Source organism: Cellulomonas phragmiteti (genome assembly GCF_016862775.1).
In the GTDB taxonomy this organism is placed as follows: domain Bacteria; phylum Actinomycetota; class Actinomycetes; order Actinomycetales; family Cellulomonadaceae; genus Cellulomonas; species Cellulomonas phragmiteti.
Window position 1 is genome coordinate 170,638 of sequence record NZ_BONP01000003.1, and the last position, 19,729, is coordinate 190,366.

The following is a 19,729-nucleotide window of genomic DNA, read 5'->3' on the forward strand; positions in this document are numbered from 1 at the left end:
ACCGTGGGTGGGCCCGGCCGTGCGGCGTGCGTGCGTGCGTGGCGTGCGCGGTCAGCGGCGCTCGCGGCGGTACAGGGTCCGGGACCAGGCGTAGCCGACCGCGGCGACGGCGACGCACCACCCCACGGCCAGGAGCGCCGTCGCGCCGTCCGGCGTGGTGCCGGCCAGCAGCGCGCGGGTCGTCTCGACGACGGGGGTGAACGGCTGGTGCTCGGCGAAGGCGCGCACCGGCGCCGGCATGGTCGCCACGGGAACGAGCCCGCTGCTGAGGAACGGCAGGGCCGTCAGCAGCATCGGCGTGTTCGACGCGGTCTCCACCGACGGTGCGGCCAGCCCCATCGCGACGCAGAGCCAGGTCGTCGCGAACGTCACCAGCGCGACCAGGCCGACGAGCGCGAGCCACCCCGGCACCCCGGCGCCGGGCCGGAAGCCGAGCGCGACCGCCACCGTGAGCACGACCGCGACCGCGACCAGGCCCTGGACCACGGTGCCGAGCACCGGGCCACCGAGCACCGACCCGGGCGAGATCGCCATGGTCCGGAAGCGCGCCATGATCCCGCTGTGCGCGTCCATCGCCGCGGTGATCGCCACGCTCTGCGCCGCGCCGACCACCGCGAACAGCAGGATCGCGGGGGTGATGTAGTCGAGGTACGCCGCGCGGCCCTCGGCGCCGGGGGCGGCGCCCGGGGTGACCCCCGCGCCGATCGCCCCGCCGAACACGAACACGAACAGCAGGAGCAGCAGCACGGGGATCACGACCGTGAAGCTCGTCAGGGCGGGGTAGCGCACGGCGCGCAGCAGGTTGCGCCGCAGCATGGTGAGCAGGTCGGCCAGCGGGCGCGCGCCGGCGGTGGGGTGGAGCGTCGCGGTGGTCATCAGGCCACCTCCCTCGTGGTCGGTGCGGACGGGGCGTCGGGCGTGGGCTCGGTGAGGCGCAGGAAGACGTCGTCGAGGGAGCCGGCGTCGTGCGCCGACTTCAGCTCGGCCGCGGTGCCCTCGGCCACGATGCGGCCGCGGTCCAGCACGGCGACGCGGTCCGCGAGGTGGTCGGCCTCCTCGAGGTACTGCGTCGTGAGCAGCACGGTCGTGCCGGCCGCCACCAGGGCGCGCACCTCGTCCCACAGCGTGCGGCGGCTGCGCGGGTCCAGGCCCGTCGTCGGCTCGTCGAGGAAGACCACGGCGGGCGACCCGACGAGCGTCATCGCCAGGTCCAGCTTGCGGCGCATGCCGCCGGACCACGTCGAGACCGGCTTGCGGGCGGCCTCCGTCAGGCCGAACTGCGTGAGCAGCGCGTCGACGCGCTCGCGGCCCGCGCGCCGGCCGAGGTGGTGCAGCGCCGTCATGAGGCGCAGGTTCTCGACGCCCGTGAGCAGGTCGTCGACGGCGGACACCTGCCCGGTGACGCCGATGGCGCGGCGCACCGCGTCGCCCTGCGTGACGACGTCGTGCCCCGCGACACGGGCGCTGCCGCCGTCGGGGGACAGCAGGGTGGACAGGATGCCCACGATCGTCGTCTTGCCGGCGCCGTTGGGGCCGAGCAGCGCGGTGACGGTGCCGGCGGCGACGGTCAGGTCGACCCCGTCGAGCACGGTCAGGTCGCCGTAGGACTTGCGCAGGCCGCGGACGTCCACGGCGGGTTCGCTGGTCATGGTGGTCCTCCTGGTGCGTCGGGTCGCGTGGTGGGACGGGTCAGGGGCGGCGGACGAGGACGTGGCCGTAGCCGGTGCCGGCGTGGATCTCGACGGTCGCGTCGTCGTCGACCGGTCCGTCCCCGGGGGTCAGGTCGGTGCGGACCGTGCCGTGCTTCGAGGCGACGTCGAGCCAGGCGGCCGTGCCCGGCGGGACGCCCACCTCGATCGAGCCGTACGACGTGGTGAGGGTCAGCGCGCCGGACTCGACGCGCTCGACGCGGATGCCGCCCGACGCGGCCTTGGCCGTGAGGGTGCCGCGCACGGTGCCGACCACGACGTCGCCGTGCACCCCGGAGACCCGCAGGGTCCCGGTGAGCGCGCCGACGGTCGTGCCGCCGTTGCGGGCGTGGATCTCGCCGTCACCCGTGAGCTCGGCGATGCGGACGCTCCCGGCGCCGGCACGCACGTGGGCGCACGCGGTGACGCGCCCGGCGACGACCGAGCCCGCGCTCACGACGAGGTCCAGGCGGTCGACCTCCTCGACCCGGGCGTCCCCGCCGTTGAGGGTCAGGTCGACGGTGCCGAGCCGGCCCTCCGCGAACAGCGTGCCGGCCTTGCCGCGCAGGTCCGAGCCGGCGGGCAGCTCGATCGTCACCGTCGCACCGCCGGCGGAGAAGGGCAGGACGTACTGCCGCCACGCGGCCGGGTACACGATCGTGACGGCATCGCCGTCGCGCCGGACCCGGGTCTCGTCGGCGGCCCGCACGGCGCCGGGCTTGGTCGGGTCGGCGGGCAGGACCGTGACGACGACGTCGTCGCGCTCGCCGGCGACCACGTGCAGGTTGCCGAACGGGACGTCCACGACGACCGGGACCGGCGCAGGGGCGGGGAACGTGGGCATGCGGGCTCCAGGGGGTTCGTGGTGGTCGTGGGTGAGCGCGGTGCTCGTGGTGCTCGTGGTGCTCAGCGCACCCAGCCCGTGAGACGGTTCGTGGCGCGCGGGTCGGTACGCGGCTGCGGGTCCGGCCGGCCGCCGACGGGGTGCTCGAGGGCGCCGGCGACGGCGCGGACGAGCCAGGAGTTGACGGACACGCCGTCGCGCGCGGCCGCCACCTCGACCTGTGCCTTGAGGTGGTCGGGCAGGCGCAGCGTGGTGCGGGTGGTCGTGCCCTCGTCGTCGGGTGCCGGGAGCGTCGAGGGTGGGGTGGCGACGGCCGGGCGGGGCGCCGCGGGGGTGCCGGTCGGGTCCGTGCGGGCTCCCGCGTCGACCACGAACTCCGGGAGTCCAGCGCGCAGCCGGACGTCGACGGAGCCGGGGGCCAGCTCGGCCGAGATCTCGCCGGCGGCCTCCGTCAGCGCGTCGAGCAGGACGAGCCGGACGGCGGCGTCGAGCGGCGTGGTGAGCCGCTGGGCGAGCTGCCGAGCCTCGTCGCCGCCGATGGCGGCGGCTGCCGTCAGCCGCTCCTGCAGGTCGTCGACGTAGCGCGTGAGATCCATGACGTCATCATGACACCACAGTGACGTCACCACAAGCCTGTGGTGGTGTCACCTGCGGCGTGGCGTTCGGCGGCGCGCCGCCCGCAGCCCCCGGATGCGCGGCGTACGCTGACGCGATGGCGCACGAGCATGCCGACCTGCACGACCCGGAGACCGACCCGCTCGCCACGTACGTGCTCGAGCCGGACGACGTGCGCCCGCTCCTGGCACGCGTCGTCGCCGGCCCGGGGCACGCGACGTCGACCGCGGTCGCCCCCTTCACGGGAGCGCCCATCGCGGCCGTGCCGCTGACCGCACCCGACGACCTGCCGGACGCCGCGCGCCGGGCCCGTGCCGCGCACCGCCTGTGGGCGGCCCGACCCGTGGCCGAGCGCGCCGCGGTGCTGCTGCGGGCCCACGACCTGCTGCTCGAGCGGCAGTCCGACGTCCTCGACCTGCTGCAGGTCGAGACCGGCAAGGCCCGCGCGCACGCGTGGGAGGAGCTCGGCGACGTCGCCAACGCCGCGCGCTACTACGCGCTGCGGGCGCGTCGCCTGCTCGCACCCCGGACGGTCCGCGGACTCATGGGCCCCCTGACCTCGGCCCGCGTGCTGCGGCACCCGCTCGGCGTGGTCGGCGTCGTCACACCGTGGAACTACCCCCTGTCGCTCGGCCTCGGGGACGCGCTGCCCGCGCTCGTCGCCGGCAACGCCGTGCTCCTGCGCGCCGACCCCCAGACGGCCCTGACGCTCCTGTGGTGCGCCGAGCTGCTCGAGGACGCCGGCCTGCCGGCCGACCTGCTGCAGGTCGTCGTCGGGGGCCCGGCGGTGGGCATGGCCCTCCTCGAGCACGTCGACCACGCGGGCTTCACCGGGTCGACCCGCGCCGGCCGGGTGTTCGCGGCGCGCGCCGGGGAGCTCGGCGTCCCCGTCACCCTCGAGCTGGGCGGCAAGAACCCGATGTACGTGGCCGCCGACGTCGACGTCGAGGCCGCCGCCGAGGGCGCCGTGCGCGCGTGCTTCGGGTCCGCGGGCCAGCTGTGCGCGAGCATCGAGCGGATCTACGTGCACGAGGACGTGCACGACCGGTTCGTCTCCGCCCTCGTGCGGCGCACGGCCGCGCTGCGCCTCGGGGTCGGGCTGGACTACCGCGCCGACCTGGGCTCGCTGGTCGGCCCCGACCAGCTGGCCCGCGTCGTCGAGCACGTCGAGGACGCCGTGGGGCACGGCGCGACCGTCCTCGTGGGCGGCGAGCAGCGCCCCGACGTCGGGCCGTACGTCTACGAGCCCACGGTCCTGGCCGACGTGCCCCCGGTGGCCCGCGCGTACCGCGAGGAGACGTTCGGGCCCGTCGTGGCCGTCTCCCCGGTGGCGTCGGACGACGAGGCCGTGGCCGCCATGAACGACTCCGAGCTGGGCCTCGTCGCTGCCGTGTGGACCCGGTCGGCGGCGCGCGGCGCGGCGCTCGCCGCGCGGGTGCGCGCCGGTGCCGTCATGGTCAACGACACGCACCACCTGCTGTGGGGGAGCGTCGGCGCCCCCATCGGCGGTGTCGGCGCGTCCGGCCACGGCCGCCGCCACGGTCGCGAGGGCCTGTGGGAGACGACGTGGACGCAGACCGTCGTCGCCCAGCGCGGCGTGCACACGGGGCGGGGGCTCGGCATGCGCGAGATCCACGAGCTCGGGCCCGAGGTCTGGCCCCGCGTGCTCACCCGCCTGCTGCGCCTCGAGCGCGCGCTGCGCCTGCCCTGAGGACGCCGGCCGGCCCGCTCAGGCGCCGACGACCTCCAGCGCCTGGCGGGCGATCGCCAGCTCCTCGTTGGTCGGGACCACCAGGACCGTGACCCGGGCGCCGTCGGGGGAGATGACGGTCGGCTCGCTCTTGCGGCCCTCGTTGCGGGCGAGGTCGACCTCGATCCCCAGGTCCTCGAGCCCGCTGAGCACGCCCGCGCGCACGATGTCGTCGTTCTCCCCGACGCCGGCGGTGAACGCGATGACGTCGAGGCGTCCGAGCACCGCGTAGTAGGCGCCGATGTACTTGCGCAGCCGGTGCAGGTAGACGTCGAGCGCGAGCCGCGCACCGGCGTCCCCCGCCGCCACCAGGTCGTGCAGGGCGCGGAAGTCGTTGACGCCCGACAGGCCCTTGAGCCCGGACCGGCGGTTGAGCAGGTCGTCGATGTCGTCGATGCTCATGCCCGCGTTGCGGTGCAGGTGGAACACCACGGCGGGGTCGATGTCCCCCGAGCGGGTGCCCATGACCAGGCCCTCGAGCGGCGTCATGCCCATCGACGTCTCCACCGCGACCCCGCCGCGCACGGCCGAGGCCGACGCCCCGTTGCCCAGGTGCAGCACGATCTGGTGGAGGTCCTCCAGGGGGCGGCCGACCAGCCCGGCGACCTGCTGCGACACGTACTGGTGCGACGTGCCGTGCGCGCCGTACCGGCGCACCTGGTGCGCCGCGGCGACCTGCGCGTCGATCGCGTACGTCGCCGCCGCCTCCGGCAGGTGCCGGAAGAACGCGGTGTCGAAGACCGCGACGTGCGGGACGTCGGGCAGCAGCGCCTGGGCGACGCGGATGCCCGTGAGGTTCGGCGGGTTGTGCAGCGGTGCCAGGGGCGACAGCTCCTCGATGAGGCGCTCGACGTCCCGGTCCACGAGCACCGGGCCGTCGAAGCACGCCCCACCCTGCACCACGCGGTGGCCGACGGCCACGACGTGCGAGGCCTCGAGGTCCGGCCCGATCTCGTCGAACAGGCCGAGCACGATCCGCAGCCCCTCGGCGTGGTCCGGCACGGGCAGCTCGCGCCGCGTCGTCGTCCCGTGCGCGACGTGCTTGACGGCGCCGACGCCCTCGCCGATCTGCTCGACCAGGCCCGACGCGATCGCCTCCCCGTTGTCCGGGGTGACGAGCTGGTACTTGATGGACGAGGAGCCGGAGTTGACGACGAGCACGCTCGCGCGGGGCGTCTCGGACGGGGTGGTGGTGCTCATCGTGCAGGTGCCTCCGGTGTGGTGACGGTGCCGGCCTCGCCGGCCGCGGCAGCGGCCTGGTCGAGCGCCTGCGCCTGGATCGCGGTGATCGCGACGGTGTTGACGATGTCCTGGACCAGCGCGCCGCGCGACAGGTCGTTGACGGGCTTGCGCAGCCCCTGCAGGACCGGGCCGATGGCCACGGCACCGGCCGAGCGCTGCACGGCCTTGTACGTGTTGTTGCCCGTGTTGAGGTCGGGGAAGACGAAGACGGTCGCGCGCCCCGCGACGGCGGAGTCCGGCATCTTCGTCTTCGCGACCGACGCGTCGACGGCCGCGTCGTACTGGATCGGTCCCTCGACGGACAGGTCCGGCCGGCGCTCGCGGACCAGCCGCGTCGCCTCGCGGACCTTCTCGACGTCCGCTCCGGACCCGGACTCGCCGGTCGAGTAGGACAGCATCGCGATGAGCGGCTCGATGCCGAACTGCACGGCCGTCTCCGCCGAGGAGATCGCGATGTCGGCGAGCTGCTCGGCGGTGGGGTCCGGGATGACGGCGCAGTCGGCGTACACGAGCACGCGGTCCTCGAGGCACATGAGGAAGCAGCTGGACACGCTGCCGACCCCCGGCGTCGTCTTGATGATCTCGAACGCCGGCTTGATGGTGTGGGCGGTCGTGTGGACGGCGCCGGAGACCATGCCGTCCGCCATGCCCAGCTGGACCATGAGGGTGCCGAAGTACGACACGGACGACACGATCTCGCGGGCACGCTCGGTCGTCATGCCCTTGTGGCGCCGCAGGTCCGTGTAGATCTCCGCGAACCGCTCGAGCGTCTCCCCGTTCTTGGGGTCGATCACCTGGGCCCCCTCGAGGTCGAGGCCGAGCTCGGTCGCACGCGCGCGGATCGCCGCCTCCTCGCCGAGGATCGTGAGGTCGGCGACCTGGCGCTGCAGCAGCGTCGAGGCCGCGCGCAGGATGCGGTCGTCGTTGCCCTCGGGCAGCACCACGTGCTTGCGGTCGGCACGGGCCCGGTCCAGCAGCGCGTACTCGAACATCAGGGGCGTCACGACGCCGGGGCGCGGGACGTCCAGCATCGCCAGGAGCTCGGAGCCGTCGACGTGCTGCTCGAACAGCGCGAGGGCGGTGTCGACCTTGCGCTGGGCGCCGTGGGTGAGTCGACCCCGGGTCGCCGCCGCGGCGCTCGCCGAGCGGAACGTGCCCAGGGACGTCGTGATCAGCGGCAGGCGGGACCCGAGCCCCTCGACCAGGCGCTGGATCGTGGGGGCCGGCGTGAGCCCGCCGTTGAGGATGAGGCCCGCCAGCGACGGGAAGCCGTCCGCCTGGTGCGCCATCAGCAGGCCGAGCAGCACGTCCGCGCGGTCGCCGGGGGTGATGACGACGGCGCCGTCCTGCAGGCGGTCCAGGAGGTGCTCGATCGACATGGCGCCGACGAGCACGTCGAGCACCTCGCGACCCAGCAGCTCCTCGTCGCCGCCGGCCAGCGTGCCGCCGACCGCGTGCATCAGCTGACGCAGCGTGGGCGCGTACAGCAGGGGCGAGTCCGGCAGCGCCCACACGGCGACCTCGCCGGCCAGGGCCGACCGCACCTCCTCGAGCGACGACGGCGCGCAGCGGTTGGCGATGACCGAGACGACCTGGGCGTGGTTCGCGACGATCTCCGTGGTGGCCACGTCGACGGCGTGGTGCACGTCCTCGGGGGAGCGGTGCGCGCCGTTGACGACGAGCACGACCGGGGCCCCCAGGTTGGCGGCGATCCGGGCGTTGTACGCGAGCTCGGTGGGCCCGGCGACGTCCGTGTAGTCGGTGCCGACGACCACGACGGCGTCGCAGCGCCGCTCCACGTCGTGGAACCGCGACACGATCCGCGACAGCGCGGCCTCGGGGTCCTCGATCACGTCGTCGTACGTCGCGCCGACGGCCTCCTCGTAGGCGATGTCGACGCCGTCGTGCTCGAGCAGCAGCTCGAGGACGTAGTCGCGCTCGTCCGTCGAGCGTGCCACGGGGCGGAAGACGCCGACACGCTGCACGGTGCGCGTCAGCAGGTCGACGAGGCCCAGGGCGACGACGGACTTGCCCGTGTCTCCCTCGGCCGACATGACGTAGATCGTCCTGGCCACTGTGCTGCTCACTCCTCGTCCCCCGGGTGGGGGGTGGTGGTCGTCCGGTCGCGTCCGGGCCGGTGGGCCCGGACGCGACCGCGAACGGTCGGACTACTCGTTGTCACCGCCGGTCGACAGGGACGCCGCGATCTCCGTGGTGGAGGCCGCGTCGCCCGCGTCGGGCCACACCCAGTCCCGCACCTCGGGGATGTCCTCGCCGTGCGTCCGCGTGTACTGCCGGGCGCGGATGCGCTCGTCGACCATGCGCTGGCGCAGCCCTGCCTGCGAGGCGCGCAGCCAGTGGACGTGGTCGATGACGTCGATGACCAGGTGGAACCGGTCCAGGTCGTTGAGCATCACCATGTCGAAGGGCGTCGTTGTGGTGCCCTCCTCCTTGTACCCGCGCACGTGCAGGTTGGCGTGCCCGTTGCGACGATACGTCAGCCGGTGGATGAGCCACGGGTAGCCGTGGTACGCGAACACGATCGGGCGGTCGGCCGTGAAGATCGTGTCGAACTCGCGGTCCGACAGGCCGTGCGGGTGCTCGCGCTCGTCCTGCAGCCGCATGAGGTCCACGACGTTGACGACGCGCACCTTGAGCTGCGGCAGCTCGCGCCGCAGGATGTCGGCGGCCGCCAGCACCTCGAGCGTCGGCACGTCGCCCGCGCACGCGAGGACCACGTCCGGCTCCTCGTCCTGCGCCTCCGACCCCGCCCACTCCCAGATGCCCAGGCCGCGCGTGCAGTGCGCGACGGCCTGCTCCATCGTGAGGAAGTTCGGCGCCGGCTGCTTGCCGGACACGACGACGTTGACGTACTGCCGGCTGCGCAGGCAGTGGTCGTACGTGCTCAGCAGCGTGTTGGCGTCCGGCGGCAGGTACACCCGCACGACCTCGGCCTTCTTGTTGACCACGTGGTCGATGAAGCCCGGGTCCTGGTGGCTGAAGCCGTTGTGGTCCTGACGCCACACGTGGCTCGACAGCAGGTAGTTGAGGCTCGCGATCGGCCGGCGCCACGGGATGTGGTTGGTGACCTTGAGCCACTTCGCGTGCTGGTTGAACATCGAGTCGACGATGTGGATGAACGCCTCGTACGACGTGAACAGGCCGTGGCGACCGGTCAGCAGGTAGCCCTCGAGCCAGCCCTGGCACTGGTGCTCCGACAGCATCTCCATGACGCGGCCGGCGCGCTCGAGGTGGTCGTCGACCTCGGGCCCCTCGAAGTCGGCGTTCCACTGCTTGGCCGTGACGTCGTACACGGCCTGCAGCCGGTTCGACGCCGTCTCGTCGGGCCCGAAGATCCGGAAGTTGTCCGGGTTGCGGCGGATGACCTCGGTGAGGAACTCGCCCAGCACCCGCGGTGCCTCGGCGAACGTCGCGCCGGGAGCCGGCACGTCCTGCGCGTAGTCGCGGAAGTCCGGCAGGCGCAGGTCGCGCAGCAGCTGGCCGCCGTTGGCGTGCGGGTTGGCGCTCATCCGCAGGTCGCCCGCGGGTGCGAGCGCGGAGATCTCGGCGTCGGCGCGCCCGGTGGCGTCGAACAGCTCCTCGGGGCGGTACGACTGCAGCCACTCCTCGAGCACCGCGAGGTGCTCGGGGGTGTCGCGCGCGCTGGCCAGCGGTACCTGGTGCGCACGCCAGGAGCCGGTCGTCTTCTTGCCGTCGATCTGCGCCGGACCCGTCCAGCCCTTGGGCGTGCGGAACACGATCATCGGGTACATCGGACGCGTGAGGTCGCCCTGCGCGGCCCGCGCCTTGATGTCGGCGATCTCGTCGAGGACCTCGTCGAGGAGGACGGCGAAGCGGCGGTGGATCGACAGGTCGTCCTCGTCGTCGAAGCCGGCGACGAACAGGTGGGGCGTGTGCCCGTAGCCCCGCATGAGGTCCGCCAGCTCGTCGGCGGGGATGCGGTCGAGGATGGTCGGGTTCGCGATCTTGTACCCGTTGAGGTGCAGGATCGGCAGGACGATGCCGTCCTGCGCCGGGTTGACGAACTTGTTCGAGTGCCAGCTCGTCGCCAGCGGGCCCGTCTCGGCCTCGCCGTCGCCGACGACCGCGGCGACCAGCAGGTGCGGGTTGTCGAACGCCGCGCCGTACGCGTGGCTCAGGGCGTACCCGAGCTCGCCGCCCTCGTGGATCGAGCCCGGGGTCTCGGGTGCGACGTGCGAGGGGATGCCCCCGGGGAAGGAGAACTGCCGGAACAGCCGGCGCAGCCCCTCCTCGTCCTCGGTGATGTCGGAGTAGACCTCCGAGTACGTGCCGTCGAGGTACGCGCTCGCGACGAGGCCGGGACCGCCGTGACCGGGGCCGGTGATGTAGATCGTCGACTGCTCGCGCTCGGCGACGGCCCGGTTGAGGTGCGCGTACAGGAAGTTCAGGCCGGGCGTCGTGCCCCAGTGGCCGAGCAGGCGCGGCTTGACGTCGTCGCGGTGCAGCGGACGACGCAGCAGCGGGTTGTCGAGGAGGTAGATCTGCCCGACCGACAGGTAGTTGGCAGCGCGCCAGTACTTCTCGATGCGCTGCAGCGTGGCGTCGTCGACCTGGCCCGCGCCCTTGCGCCAGGCGGTGCGCGCCTCGGCGGCGGCGAACAGCCCCGGGGCGATGGGACCGGCACCCGCGTGGGGCTGCGGGTCCGAGGTGGTGGAAGTCATGTGTCCCTCCCGAGGGAAAGTGCCGTCCGGCTGCGTCGATCCCCAGCCTTGCGTGAGGTCCGGCCCAGAGGTGGGACGTCCGGCCCACGTGGCCTGTGCTCCTGACCACAGCCATACAAGCGCACCTGAGGCACCCCCGCAGGATCACCGGACGGACCACCGGGTGAACGCTCGTGCCTCACCCGGCGGACCGGGACGAGCCTGTCACGCCGGGTACCGTGAGGTGTGGCCGACACCCCCACCACCCTGTGGCGCGCCGCGGTCCGGCCGCGGATGCTCGGCCTGCTCGTGGTCCTGCTCGCGGCGGCTGCGGTGTGCGCCCGCCTCGGCGTGTGGCAGCTCGAGCGCGCCGAGGTCCGGGGCGCCGCGTCGGCCGAGCGCGAGGCCGCGCGCGTGCTGACCGCGCAGCCCGAGCCGCTGGCCGACCTGCTCGCCCCGGGGCAGACGTTCGTCGGGGACCTCGTCGCCCGCAAGGCCGTCGTGACCGGCACCTACGACGACGGCTCGACGCTCCTGGTCACCGGCCGCGCGCACGACGGCCGCACCGACGGCTACCTCGTGCTGACGCCCCTGCGCGTGCCCACCGCCGCGGGGGACGCGGTCCTGCCCGTGGTGCGCGGCTGGTCGCCGACCTCGGACGTGGCCGGCGCGCCGACGGGCGAGGTGGAGGTCGTCGGGTGGCTCCAGGTGGGGGAGGAGGCCGGCGCGCCGATCGTCGACGGGCGCACCGACGCGATCAGCGCCGCGCAGCTGCTGGCGGCCTGGGGTGGCCCGGTGTACACCGGCTACCTCGTCGTGCAGACCAGCGACCCCGCCGACCCCGCCGCCGCCGGCGGGCTCGTGGGCCTCGACCCGCCGACGCGCGCGGGCTCGGGTCTCAACGTCCAGAACCTCGCGTACGCGGCGCAGTGGTGGATCTTCGGGCTGTTCGCCGCCGGGCTGTGGTGGCGGCTGGTCCGCGACGAGGCGGCCGGCCGGCCGCCGCTGCCCGGCGACGACGCACCGGTCCTGCCGGGCGACGACGCACCGGTCCCGCCGGGCGACGACGCACCGGTCCCGCCGGGCGACGACGCACCGGCCGCGCCGCGCGACCGGGACCCGGCCGCCGCGTCCTCGGGGTGACGCGCGCGCTCAGGACTCGTGCTGCCAGGACCGCCACAGGGCCGCGTACTCGCCGCCCGCCGCGACGAGCTCGTCGTGCGGGCCGATCTCGCTGATGCGCCCGGAGTCGACCACGGCGACACGGTCCGCGTCGTGCGCGGTGTGCAGGCGGTGCGCGATCGCGACGACCGTGCGGCCGGCGAGCACCGCGGAGAGCGAGCGCTCGAGGTGCCGCGCGGCGCGCGGGTCCAGCAGCGACGTCGCCTCGTCCAGCACGAGCGTGTGCGGGTCGAGCAGCACGAGGCGTGCGAGCGCGAGCTGCTGGGCCTGGGCGGGCGTCAGCGCGGTCCCGCCGGAGCCGACCTCGGTGGCCAGGCCGTCGGGGAGCCCCTGCACCCACTCCCACGCGTCGACCGCGCGCAGGGCGTGCTCGATCTCGGCGTCGTCGGCCTCGACCTTCGCCAGGCGCAGGTTGTCCGCCACCGTGCCGACGAACACGTGGTGCTCCTGCGTGACGAGGGCCACGTGGCCGCGCAGCTCGTCGAGCGGCAGGTCGACCAGCGGCACCCCGCCGACCGTCGCCGTGCCCCCCGTGGGCGGGTGGATGCCCGCGAGCATGCGCCCGAGCGTCGACTTGCCCGCCCCCGACGGCCCCACGACGGCGAGGCGCTCGCCCGGTGCCAGGTCGAGGTCGATCCCGTGCAGCACGTCGTGGCCCTCGCGGTAGGCGTACCGCAGCCCGTGCGTCGCGATGCGCTCGTCGGTGGGCCGCGCGTCGCCCGCCTCGCGGTCGGGGTCGACGAGCCGCACGCCCACGATCCGCGCGAGGGCCGTGGCGGCGACCTGGATCTCGTCGACCCAGTAGATGAGCTCCCACACCGGACCGGTCACCTGGTACGCGTACAGCACGATCGTCGTGACGGCGCCGAGGGTGACGTGACCCGTCGACGCGAGGTACCCGCCCCACACCAGCACGGCCACCGGCGCCAGCACGAACGCGAGGTCGACCCCGGGGAACAGGATCGTGCGCAGCCGCAGCGTCGCGCGCTCGGCGGCGAACGCCTCGCGCAGGTCCTCCTCGACGCGGCGCTCGCGCGCGTCGGCCAGGCTCAGCGCGTCGACCGTGCGCGCGCCCTCGACGGTCTCGGTGATGGTCCCGTTGAGCACCGCGTAGGACGCGGACTCGCGGATGTAGGCCGGCGTCGCGCGCCGCAGGTACCACCGCACCACCAGGACCATCGACGGCACGCCGACGAAGAGCCCGAGGGACACGAGCGGGTCGACGACCAGGCACGCCGTGACCGTCAGCGTGACCGTCACGACCGCGACGATCACCCGGGGCACGCCGAACCGGACCGCGTGCTGCAGCTTGTTGACGTCGTTGGTCGTGCGGGCGACCAGGTCGCCGGTGCCGGCACGCTCCACCACCGACAGCGGCAGCGACGTCACGGTCTCGAGGAACTCCTCGCGCAGCTCGGCGAAGACCTTCTCGCCGAACAGCATGGACGCGCGCTGCGCGTACCGGATGAGGCCCGTCTGCGTGAGCACGGCGAGCGCACCGATGCCGACGAGCGTGTTGACGTACGTCGCGTCGGTGCCGCGCGTGACCGCGTCGACGAGCCGGCCCAGCAGCAGCGGCCCCGTCAGACCGGCGACGGCCGCGAGCGTGTGCAGCACGGCGAGGCGGCTCAGCGGCCGGCGGTGCCGGCCGAGGAGCGCGCCCGCGTAGGCACGCACCGTCGCCGCGTCGGCGATGGGCAGCTTCATGCGGCACCTCCGGTGGACAGGTCCGCGGGGGACAGGGGGGAGTCCTGCGCGTCGTCGAAGGACTGCTCGACCGGCAGGTCGTCGTCGAGACGGCGTCCGACGACGTCGCGGTAGGTCGCGGCGACCTGCGGGCCTGCGACGCCGTCGAGCAGGCCCGCGTGCGTCCCGCGGGCCACGAGCGCGCCGTCCTGCACGAGCTGCACCTCGTCGACGTGGTCGAGCACGAGCGGGCTGGCCGTCACGACGAGCGTCGTGCGACCGCGGCGCGCGTCGGCCAGCCGTGCCGCGATGCGGGCCTCGGTGTGGGCGTCGACCGCGCTCGTGGGCTCCACCAGCACGAGGATCTCGGCGTCGGTGAGCAGGGCGCGGGCCAGCGCGACGCGCTGGCGCTGGCCGCCGGACAGCGAGCGGCCCTTCTCGGGCAGCTCGCCGTCGAGGCCGTCGGGCACCGAGTCGAGCACGTCCTGCGCGTCCGCCAGCCCGATCGCGGCCAGCAGGTCCTCGCGGGCGGCGCGCCCCCGCACGTCGAGCCCGGAGGCGAGCGTCCCGGAGAACAGCTGCGGCATCGCCTCGGCGACGACGACCCGACGACGCACCTCGGCCAGGGGCAGGTCGGTCAGCCGCACCCCGCCGAGGCGCACCGGGGTCCCGGCCTCCGCGGCGTCGTCGAACCGCCCGAGCCGGGTCGCGATGCGGGCGGACTCGTCCGGGTCGGCCGACACGAGCGCGACGACGCGGCCCGTCTCGAGGGTGACGCCGCTGGCCTCGTCGACCAGCGGGGACCCCGCGGGCGGCATCGCGACCGTGGCGCCGGGCGCGGCGCCGGCCGCCGGCACGACCCGCAGGACGGCGAGCACCTTGCGCGTCCCGACGACGGCACGCGTGGTGGCCTGCAGGAACTCGGTGGCGTTCTGCACCGGCCAGGCCAGGAACGCCGCGTACCCGTACGTGGTGACGAGCTGGCCGGGGGTGATCGTGCCGGCCAGGGCCATGTGCGCGCCCATCCAGACGAGTGCCGCGACGAACATGCCCGGCAGCAGCACCTGCAGCGCGTCGAGCCACGACTGCGTGACGGCCACGTGCTCACCGCGCTCGCGGACCAGCTGCGACTGCCGGCGGTAGCGCCCGGTGAAGACCGACTCCCCGCCGATGCCGCGCAGCACGCGCAGCCCCGACACGGTGTCGGCACCGAGCGTCGTCAGGCGCCCCGACGCCTCGCGCTGCGCCGACTGCCGGCGCTGCAGCGGCCGGACCAGCAGCCCGAGCGCGGCGGCGACGGTCGGCAGGCCCAGCAGGACGACCAGACCCAGCGGGACGGAGACCCGCAGCATGAGAACCGCCACCGCGCCGTACGCGGTCAGCGACCCGACGAACCGGGCCATCACCGCGAACACCTCACCGACGCGCAGCGCGTCGTTCGCGACGGCCGAGACGACCTCGCCCGTGGGCAGCTCGGCGGTGATCGCGTGGCCCGAGCGGGCCGAGGTGCGCCCCACCAGCTGGGAGGTGGTGAACGCGGCGCGCAACCAGTTGGCGATGTCGAACCGGTGGCCGAGCGCCGACGCCCCGGCGCTGACCAGGCCCAGCGTCAGCAGCATGCCCGCGGCGCGCAGCAGGTCCGGCCCGAAGCCCTGCTCGAGCCCGTCGTCGATCGCGCGACCCGTCAGGTAGGGCAGGAAGGCCTGGCAGGCGAACTGCACGACGCCGCACGCGACGGCGGCGAGCAGGATGCCCCACTGGCGCCGGGCCATCCACCACAGGTAGGTGGCGGGTCCGCGCAGCGGTGGGGTGCCGGGATCGGCCAGGGGGAGGGAACGCACGTCGGGCAACGTTACGGGGGGCCACCGACACCCACGAAGGCGTTTTCCCGGGCGGCGGCGCAGGGCGGCAGGAGCGCGCTCACCTGCCCCGGCGGAGGTGTGCACGGCGCACCCGCAGGGGGTGAACTCCGGCGACTGGGCCCGTGGGCCCTGGCCGCCCGGGTCGTCCCCCCACGGCCGGGCCCACGGTGAGCCGGGGGGCCCTGCCCAGGGGCCCCGCCGACCGGGACGATCGGTGGGTGCCTCAGTCTCCCGAGCCCGGACGGGTGCCCTCGACGCGTGCCACGACGCTGCCCGGGCGCAGGTCCCAGCGCCGGAAGCTGCCGGTCGGGGCCTCGAGCACGTCCACGGCGCCGGCGCGGGGCACGACCAGGCCGAACGGCCGCAGCACGTGCACCGCGACGACGACGCCGGCGCGGTCGAGCTGCGCGACGTCGAGCGACCGGGTCATCCCGACGCCGTGCACGGAGGGCTCGTCGACGAACCACATCGCCTCGGGCAGGCGCCGACGCCCGAGCATCCCCCGCGCGCGCAGCGCCCAGGTGTCGGCCAGCATGAGCGCGGCCACGTCGCGACCGTCGACCAGGAGTCGGTGCACGGGGCCAGTGTGCCCGTGCGGAGCGGGGACCGACGACGCGGATGGGATGATCCGGACGATATCCTCCGGGCGCCCCCTCGCGCTGCCGGACCGCCACGCGGCCGGACGGGTGAACACGACAATCCGGACGTGCTTCCGTCAGGGGCGTGGGGCACTCTCGACGTGCCGCAGCTGCGGAACCGACCATCGAGCAGACCGAGGAGGGTGGACGTGACGGTCCTGGCGCTGAGCCCTGCGAGTCAGGTGCCCGAGGGCACGGTCGTCGCCGCACCGGACGTCGAGTCCGTCGTCGAGCGGCTCCTCGAGCTGGGCGACACCGAGCACGTGCTGGTCGTCGCGGCGGACCGTGCCGGGCACGAGGCCGCCCGGGCCGCGCGCCTGGTGCTCGGCGAGAGCCGGCTCGGCGTCCTGCGCCACGAGGCCCCGCCCACCGCGTGGTTCGTCGCCGTCGCGGCCCTGCGCATGCTGCCGCCCGTCGCGCTCGGCCTCGCCCCGGCGCTGCTCGAGGCGGTGGCACGGGACTCCCGGACGGCCGCCCTGCTCTCCTCGGTGACCGGGCTCGAGCGCCCGCGCCCGTCGATGGGCCTCGACCTGGCCAGCCGCATGCCGGGCTCCGTCTTCCGGGTCGACTGGAGCGCCCAGACGGTGGCGCGCGGCGACGCCCTCGACCTGCCCGCCGGGCTCGCCGCGATCACGGCGGCCTCGGAGCGGCCCGTGCGCGAGCTCGACGACACCGCCTGGGGCCCGACCCGGATCGAGCTGTCGGTCGACGGCACCTTCTGGGGCGCGAAGCGGTGGTTCGAGGCGACCGTGCTGCTGCGCCCGCTCGAGGAGACCGTGGACGGGCTCCTGCGTCACGACGTCGTCGCCGCCGCGGAGAGGTGCGTCTCCTGCGCGCGGCACGTCGCCGGCGACCTCTGCGTCTTCTGCCAGATCCCGGTGCCCTCCGGCGCCGTCCCCGCCCACTCAGGAGGACACGTATGAACCCGCGCCAGCGGCGAGGGGCGCTCTTGCTCGTCGTCACGGCCCTCGGCGCGATCGCGGTCTTCCTCGCGGTCGTCGTCTACGTCGGTGACGTGAGCTCACGCGTCGGACCCATGACGCAGGCCCTCCAGCTCACCCGCGCGGTGGACGCCTACGAGCCCATCGAGCCCGACATGCTCGAGGTCGTCGAGGTGCCCGAGCGCTGGGTCCCGCCGACCGCGGTCCGTGACGCCCAGGCGACGAGCGGCCTGGTGGCCGCGACCGCGCTGCCCGGGGGGTCGCTGCTGCAGGAGGGGATGCTCGTGCCGCGTCCGGGCGTGCAGCCCGGCTACCGCGAGGTCGCCATCGTCGTCGACGCCGAGACCGGCGTCGCGGGCAAGGTGGCGCCGGGCGACCACGTCGACATCCTCGCGACCGTCGAGGGCGACGAGCAGCGGCCGCCGCGGTCCGAGATCTGGGTCTCCAACGCCCTGGTCCTCGAGGTCGGGCTCCCGCGCGACGTCGAGTCCTCGGACGCGGGGGGCAACTTCGGCACGACCCAGGGGGTACCGGTGACGTTCGCTCTGACCTCGAACGACGCGCTGCGTCTGGCCTACGTCGAGAGCTTCTCGGTCAAGCTGCGCCTCGCCCTGCGCGGTGACGGCGACGACCAGATCCTCACCGACGACGACCTCGTGTTCCAGGCAGGGTGACGGCCATGTCGACCAAGGTCCTGCTCGCCTCCCCGGACGAGCGCACGCTCGAGCGGATGTCCCAGGTCCTCGCCGAGGCCGAGGCGATCACGCTCGTGCAGATCGTGCGCGACGCGCCCTCGATCGAGGACGCGCTCACCCGCAACCCCGACGTCGACGTGCTCGTGATCGACGACCAGCTCGACACCGGGCGCGGCCTGGCGGTCGCGCGAGCCGTGGGTGCGGCCAACCCGCTGCTCGGCATCGTCATGCTCGTCGACCAGGCGGGCCCCGAGCAGCTGGCCGCGGCCATGGACTCGGGCGCACGCTCGGTGCTGTCCCGCTCGTCGAGCCTCGCCGAGGTCGGCTCCCGGCTCGAGGGGGTCGCCCAGTGGGTGAGCGCCGCGCGGTCGGCCGTCTCCGCCGACGCCCGCGGCGGGCGCGCCGGGCGCATCATCGCCGTCGCGGGTGCCAAGGGCGGGGTGGGCGCGTCGGTCCTGTCGGTCCTCATGGCGCGCTCGCTCGTCGGCACGCGGACCGTCGGGCTGGTCGACCTCGACCTGCAGACGGGTGACCTGGCCGCCTACCTCGGCGTGCACACCCGCCGGTCCGTGGTCGACCTGGTCGACATCGCCGGCGAGATGACCGGGCGCATCCTGCGCGAGACGTCGTACGACGTCCCCGGGGGGATCCGGCTGCTCTCGGCCCCCAACGAGGGGGAGCGCGAGGAGGAGATGACCGCCCGTGCCGCGCGCTCCGTGGTCAACGCCCTGCGCTACCAGTACGACGTCTCCGTCATCGACGTCGGGTCCCACCTGACGGAGTCCACCGCGGCCGTGCTCGAGGAGGCCGACGCGGCCGTGCTCGTCGTGACGCCCGACCTGCCCGCGCTGCGGGCGGCACGTCGCACCCTGGCGATGTGGGAGCGGCTGGTCGTCCGACCCCGCTCGGGCGTGCACGTCGTGCTCAACCGCCAGCACCGCAAGAACGAGGTCACCGAGGCGCTCGCCGCCAAGATCGTGGAGTCGCGGATCGACGCGGCCGTGCCGGACGGCGGCGCGGCCTTCGAGTCCGCGATGAACACCGCGACCGTGGCCACCGCGTCGGGTCCGGCCCACACGGCGGCCGCGCGCTTCGCGGACGGCCTGGCGGGGCGCGCCGAGGAGGTGACGCCCGAGGAGGCGGTCGACGAGGGGTTCGCCGAGGCCAAGGGCCGGCGCCGCGCGCGCCGCGACGCGGGGCAGTCGTCGGTCGAGCTGCCGGTGGCCTTCGCGGTCGCGCTGCTCGTCCTGCTCCTCGCCGCCCAGGGGATCGCGTGGGGCGCCGGGTACCTGTTCGCCCGGGACGCCGCGCACGAGGGCGCCCGGACCGTCGGGATGGTCGCGTGGGGCCCGGCGGCCGTCGCGTCCGCCCGCGCCGACGCGCTCGACCAGCTGCGCGGCCCGTGGCGCGCGCGGGCGACCGTCGACGTGTCCCCGTCCGACGTCAGCGTGCACATCGTCGCGCCGACCGTGGTGCCCGGGGTCAACCTCACCTCGTCCGTGTCCGCCCACGTCCAGAGGGAGCAGTGATGCGTGCACCGTTCCGGGACCGCCGCAGCGGGCAGCCCGACGACCGGGGCGCGGCAGCCGTCGAGCTCGTGGGGTACGTGACGATCGTCGTCATGGCCGCGCTGCTCTGCCTCCAGGGCGTGTACGTCTCGCAGGTCGGGGCCGTCGCCCAGCAGGCGGCGCGCGACGGCGCCCGCGCCCGCGCGCTGGGCCAGGACGTCGCCTCGGCGGTGTACTCGCAGGTGCCGTCCTGGGCCCGCGTCGAGGACGTCCGCGCGCAGTCCTCCGGCGGTGCCTTCGTCGTGGAGGTCGACGTGCGCGTCCCGATCGTCGTCCGGGGGGTCACCTCGGCCAGCATCGTCGTGTCCCGCGACGCCGTCATGCCGGGGAGCTGAG

16 protein-coding genes are annotated in these 19,729 nt (G+C 74.7%); 6 read left to right on the forward strand and 10 right to left on the reverse strand.

The genetic code is table 11. The features are described 5' to 3' along the window. Positions 1–51: 51 nt before the first annotated feature. The 4 genes from Cph01nite_RS04145 to Cph01nite_RS04160 form a co-directional block, all read right to left on the reverse strand. Entirely contained in the window at positions 52–876 is an 825-nt protein-coding gene (locus Cph01nite_RS04145) for an ABC transporter permease (protein ID WP_203671366.1), read from the reverse strand. Next, complete coding sequence (locus tag Cph01nite_RS04150) at positions 876–1,649, reverse strand: ABC transporter ATP-binding protein (protein WP_203671371.1); 774 nt, start codon at positions 1,647–1,649, stop codon at positions 876–878. The genes Cph01nite_RS04145 and Cph01nite_RS04150 overlap by 1 nt, the downstream gene beginning before the upstream one ends. 40 nt (positions 1,650–1,689) lie before the next feature. Further along, positions 1,690–2,532 carry a DUF4097 family beta strand repeat-containing protein gene (locus tag Cph01nite_RS04155; RefSeq protein WP_203671372.1) on the reverse strand — a complete coding sequence of 281 codons (843 nt, stop codon included), beginning with the start codon at positions 2,530–2,532 and terminating at the stop codon, positions 1,690–1,692. Between the two features lie 62 nt (positions 2,533–2,594). Continuing rightward, positions 2,595–3,128 carry a toxin-antitoxin system HicB family antitoxin gene (locus Cph01nite_RS04160; protein WP_203671373.1) on the reverse strand — a complete coding sequence of 178 codons (534 nt, stop codon included), beginning with the start codon at positions 3,126–3,128 and terminating at the stop codon, positions 2,595–2,597. 116 nt (positions 3,129–3,244) lie between these two features. Here Cph01nite_RS04160 and Cph01nite_RS04165 point away from each other — a divergent pair, with 116 nt between their 5' ends. After that, positions 3,245–4,858 (forward strand): succinic semialdehyde dehydrogenase, encoded by a 1,614-nt coding sequence (locus Cph01nite_RS04165; protein ID WP_203671375.1) that lies wholly within the window; start codon positions 3,245–3,247, stop codon positions 4,856–4,858. An 18-nt stretch (positions 4,859–4,876) separates the two neighbouring features. Here Cph01nite_RS04165 and Cph01nite_RS04170 read toward each other — a convergent pair whose 3' ends face one another. The 3 genes from Cph01nite_RS04170 to Cph01nite_RS04180 all read right to left on the reverse strand — a co-directional run bounded on the left by Cph01nite_RS04170 (position 4,877) and on the right by Cph01nite_RS04180 (position 10,842). Next, a complete protein-coding gene (locus Cph01nite_RS04170; RefSeq protein ID WP_203671376.1) occupies positions 4,877–6,097 on the reverse strand; it encodes an acetate kinase in 1,221 nt (406 codons plus the stop codon). Further along, complete coding sequence (pta, locus tag Cph01nite_RS04175; RefSeq protein WP_203671559.1) at positions 6,094–8,214, reverse strand: phosphate acetyltransferase; 2,121 nt, start codon at positions 8,212–8,214, stop codon at positions 6,094–6,096. Before pta ends, Cph01nite_RS04170 begins: the two co-directional genes overlap by 4 nt. A gap of 93 nt (positions 8,215–8,307) precedes the next feature. Beyond that, complete coding sequence (locus Cph01nite_RS04180) at positions 8,308–10,842, reverse strand: phosphoketolase family protein (RefSeq protein ID WP_239069016.1); 2,535 nt, start codon at positions 10,840–10,842, stop codon at positions 8,308–8,310. Positions 10,843–11,067: 225 nt separating this feature from the next. On the opposite strand from Cph01nite_RS04180, the gene Cph01nite_RS04185 reads away from it, so the two are divergent. After that, positions 11,068–11,964 (forward strand): SURF1 family protein, encoded by an 897-nt coding sequence (locus Cph01nite_RS04185; protein WP_203671377.1) that lies wholly within the window; start codon positions 11,068–11,070, stop codon positions 11,962–11,964. 9 nt (positions 11,965–11,973) lie between these two features. Here Cph01nite_RS04185 and Cph01nite_RS04190 read toward each other — a convergent pair whose 3' ends face one another. The 3 genes from Cph01nite_RS04190 to Cph01nite_RS04200 all read right to left on the reverse strand — a co-directional run bounded on the left by Cph01nite_RS04190 (position 11,974) and on the right by Cph01nite_RS04200 (position 16,128). Then, positions 11,974–13,710 carry an ABC transporter ATP-binding protein gene (locus Cph01nite_RS04190; protein WP_203671378.1) on the reverse strand — a complete coding sequence of 579 codons (1,737 nt, stop codon included), beginning with the start codon at positions 13,708–13,710 and terminating at the stop codon, positions 11,974–11,976. Then, entirely contained in the window at positions 13,707–15,530 is a 1,824-nt protein-coding gene (locus Cph01nite_RS04195) for an ABC transporter ATP-binding protein (RefSeq protein WP_203671379.1), read from the reverse strand. Before Cph01nite_RS04195 ends, Cph01nite_RS04190 begins: the two co-directional genes overlap by 4 nt. Positions 15,531–15,774: 244 nt before the next feature. Then, positions 15,775–16,128 (reverse strand): DUF192 domain-containing protein, encoded by a 354-nt coding sequence (locus tag Cph01nite_RS04200; protein WP_203671380.1) that lies wholly within the window; start codon positions 16,126–16,128, stop codon positions 15,775–15,777. Between the two features lie 210 nt (positions 16,129–16,338). On the opposite strand from Cph01nite_RS04200, the gene Cph01nite_RS04205 reads away from it, so the two are divergent. Genes Cph01nite_RS04205 through Cph01nite_RS04220 form a run of 4 tightly spaced genes read left to right on the forward strand, consistent with a single transcriptional unit; the run spans position 16,339 to position 19,728 of the window. Then, entirely contained in the window at positions 16,339–17,112 is a 774-nt protein-coding gene (locus tag Cph01nite_RS04205) for a hypothetical protein (RefSeq protein WP_203671381.1), read from the forward strand. Continuing rightward, complete coding sequence (gene cpaB / locus Cph01nite_RS04210; RefSeq protein ID WP_203671382.1) at positions 17,109–17,804, forward strand: Flp pilus assembly protein CpaB; 696 nt, start codon at positions 17,109–17,111, stop codon at positions 17,802–17,804. Before Cph01nite_RS04205 ends, cpaB begins: the two co-directional genes overlap by 4 nt. Positions 17,805–17,809: 5 nt before the next feature. Further along, positions 17,810–19,354: a CpaE/TadZ family protein gene (locus Cph01nite_RS04215; protein WP_203671384.1), complete on the forward strand. Its 1,545-nt coding sequence runs from the start codon at positions 17,810–17,812 to the stop codon at positions 19,352–19,354. Further along, a complete protein-coding gene (locus Cph01nite_RS04220) occupies positions 19,354–19,728 on the forward strand; it encodes a hypothetical protein (RefSeq protein ID WP_203671386.1) in 375 nt (124 codons plus the stop codon). Before Cph01nite_RS04215 ends, Cph01nite_RS04220 begins: the two co-directional genes overlap by 1 nt. Position 19,729 lies beyond the last annotated feature (1 nt).

What these genes read in the sequence shown, in the direction of transcription:
- Cph01nite_RS04145 (WP_203671366.1), bottom strand. Translation starts at nt 876, where the DNA reads ATGACCACCGCGACGCTCCACCCCACCGCCGGCGCGCGCCCGCTGGCC.
- Cph01nite_RS04150 (WP_203671371.1), bottom strand. Translation starts at nt 1,649, where the DNA reads ATGACCAGCGAACCCGCCGTGGACGTCCGCGGCCTGCGCAAGTCCTAC.
- Cph01nite_RS04155 (WP_203671372.1), bottom strand. Translation starts at nt 2,532, where the DNA reads ATGCCCACGTTCCCCGCCCCTGCGCCGGTCCCGGTCGTCGTGGACGTC.
- Cph01nite_RS04160 (WP_203671373.1), bottom strand. Translation starts at nt 3,128, where the DNA reads ATGGATCTCACGCGCTACGTCGACGACCTGCAGGAGCGGCTGACGGCA.
- Cph01nite_RS04165 (WP_203671375.1), top strand. Translation starts at nt 3,245, where the DNA reads ATGGCGCACGAGCATGCCGACCTGCACGACCCGGAGACCGACCCGCTC.
- Cph01nite_RS04170 (WP_203671376.1), bottom strand. Translation starts at nt 6,097, where the DNA reads ATGAGCACCACCACCCCGTCCGAGACGCCCCGCGCGAGCGTGCTCGTC.
- Cph01nite_RS04180 (WP_239069016.1), bottom strand. Translation starts at nt 10,842, where the DNA reads ATGACTTCCACCACCTCGGACCCGCAGCCCCACGCGGGTGCCGGTCCC.
- Cph01nite_RS04190 (WP_203671378.1), bottom strand. Translation starts at nt 13,710, where the DNA reads ATGAAGCTGCCCATCGCCGACGCGGCGACGGTGCGTGCCTACGCGGGC.
- cpaB (WP_203671382.1), top strand. Translation starts at nt 17,109, where the DNA reads ATGAACCCGCGCCAGCGGCGAGGGGCGCTCTTGCTCGTCGTCACGGCC.
- Cph01nite_RS04215 (WP_203671384.1), top strand. Translation starts at nt 17,810, where the DNA reads ATGTCGACCAAGGTCCTGCTCGCCTCCCCGGACGAGCGCACGCTCGAG.
- Cph01nite_RS04220 (WP_203671386.1), top strand. Translation starts at nt 19,354, where the DNA reads ATGCGTGCACCGTTCCGGGACCGCCGCAGCGGGCAGCCCGACGACCGG.